Here is a 2434-nt window from a genome sequence, read left to right as displayed (position 1 = left end):
ACAGCTTGACGGTGGCGTCGGCGCCGGCCGACGCGAGCTTCTCGCTGCCGTCCGCCAGCCGCAGGGATGCCAGCGCACGAACTCCGTCAGTGTGGTCGACGAGCGCGGCACCCACCTGGGTATACGACACCGGGTCCCAGAGCCGGATGGACCGGTCGTCCCCTCCAGGCGCCACCAGCGGCTCCCCACCGCCGGCGAGGGCCGCCACCGCCCGCACACCGGCGGTGTGACCCCGCAACTCTCCGACCGCGGTGGCCGCCACCGGGTCCCACAGCCGCACAGCCGCGTCGTCCCCGCCGGAGACCAGCAGCGGCCGACCGGCGACCACCAGCGCGGCCAGGGCGCGTACCGCACCGTTGTGCCCGGTCAGCGGCCGCCCGAGCGCCGCGCCGGTCAGGAGATTCCACAACCGGACGGTGCCGTCGTCGCCGCCTGAAGCGATCATCGGGACGCCGGCGACGAGCGTGACGACCGCGAGCACAGCACCCTCGTGGCCACGCAGGGGCTGGCCGACCGGCTGCCCGGTCGCCGCGTCCCACCGCCGCACCGTCGCGTCGACACCGGCCGAGACCACCAGCGGCTGACCGGGCTGCCCGCCGGCCGTCACCGCCCGCACGGCCCCCGAATGGCCCGTCAGCGGCGCCCCGACCGCCACCCCGGTCACCGGGTCCCACCGGCGCACCGTCCGGTCCCCACTCCCCGAGACCACCAGCGGACCGGTCGTCGCGCTGCCGGGTGGGGCCGCGACCGACAACACCGCCCCGGTGTGACCCAGCAGCGGCTCACCCACCGGCTCGCCGTCAGCCCTCCACAGCCGCACTGAACGGTCCTGGCCGGCCGAGGCCAGCGGTGCATTCCCGCCGGCGAGCCCGCCCACCGCGGCGAGCGCCAGCACCGGACCCGCGTGGCCGGTCACGGTCTGCGCGACCGGCGCCGACCGTTCCGGCGTCCACAACCGCACCGTGCTGTCGACGGAGCCAGACGCCAGCATCGAGCGCCCGTCCGGCATCGGGACCGCGGCCAGCGCGGTGACACCGGACTCGTGGCCGGCGAGTGGGGGGCCGACCTGCTGGCCACTGGCAAGATCCCACAGCACGATGTCCCCCCCGTCGATGCCGGCCGCGAGCAGCGTCCGCCCGTCCCGCAGCGGCAGCGCGGCCAGCTCACGAACGCCGCCAGGCAGGACGCGCGGCAGCCCGACGGGATCGAGGGTTCGCACGTCCCGTAACACCACGAGACGGCCGAAGCTGTGGGCCAGCAGCGGCTGGCCGTCGGCACCCGGCACCACCACCGCCGCCCCCAGCTCCGCCCCGGCGTCACGCGCAACCTCGGTCATGTGGGCGTGCTCGTCGGTCAGCCAGTCCATGCTCCACAGTCGCAGGGCGCCGAAGGCACTGGCCATGACCAGGTGAGCCCTGCCGTCCAGGTGAACGACGCTCAGGCACCTCAGCAAGTCGAACTGGTCCAAGGGGTGCCACGGCAGCCGGGCGACGACGGACAGGGCGGGCAGGTCCAGCAGGACGACCGATCCCTCGTCCTCGCCGAAGATCAGCAGCCGCCGGCCGTCAGCAAGGTTGAGCTGCGTCATACACCGCCCCTGACCGGGCACGGTCGGCCCCACCTGCTGGCCGGTGTCAGCGGCCCACAGGCGGATGTGCGACTCGGTGTGGCTCTCGTGCGGGCCGTCCTCGACGTTCACAGCGGTCCCGGTGGCCACCATCCGGCGCCCGTCGGGCAGGACGAGCGGCGTGACGGTGCCGACGAAGTCGTCCGACTCCAGACTGATCGGTTGCCCCGCCGACTGCCCCTGCGGGGTCAACCTCACCAACTCGGTACCTGGTGCGGCAACGCTCGCGAAGACCAGCACCCGGCCGTCGGCCATCGGCACGGACCCGACGCCGAACACGTGGAAAATCTGTGGCAGGATCCGGACTGTGGCGCCGGCCTCCCACCCGTCGAACGCCGTTGCCATCGCCCACCCGTAGTTGTCGTCGAACGCATCCACCAGAGCGCAGGTAACCCAAGATCACATTACTCGGGCGGCGCGGCGCCTGAGCCTGTCGAGTGGGACCTGCCCTCGTCGGCTGCCGGACACCTTCGGCTGTTGCGACTCGGACCCGGGCCGTCATTTGGGCCTGATCGCCATGGCCGGCTCGGTATCGTGCGAACCGGCAGGTTGGATCACGAGAGCGTGGAGGCGCAGGTGGTTTTCGACTACACGACCGAGTTCCCGCGCGAGGACCCCAACGTGGTGCCGAGGTTCACGCGCAGCTTCCACCACCAGGACTGGTTTGACGGCGTCAGCACGGTGCAGGCCGAGCGGAACGGAGCCGAGGAGGGGTTCAACCTCCGCTTCCACCGGATCGAGAGCGACCTGGACGGGCTGAGCGCCGACGGCCGCGTGTCGCTGACCGAGCTGGCCCGGGTCCGGGCG

Annotated in this window: 2 protein-coding genes; one reads left to right on the top strand and one right to left on the bottom strand. The window is 73.0% G+C overall.

Annotated features, from left to right (window positions below):
• Positions 1–2005, bottom strand: a 2005-nt coding sequence (locus ACY45C_RS08205; protein WP_462187025.1) for a WD40 repeat domain-containing protein, incomplete at its 3' end; no start/stop codon positions are given.
• 198 nt (positions 2006–2203) lie between these two features.
• Here ACY45C_RS08205 and ACY45C_RS08200 point away from each other — a divergent pair.
• On the top strand, positions 2204–2434 hold a 231-nt coding region (locus ACY45C_RS08200; RefSeq protein ID WP_462187024.1), incomplete at its 3' end, for a hypothetical protein.

This window comes from Frankia sp. CcWB2, from assembly GCF_977927585.1.
This window is presented reverse-complemented; position numbering and strand designations above follow the sequence as displayed.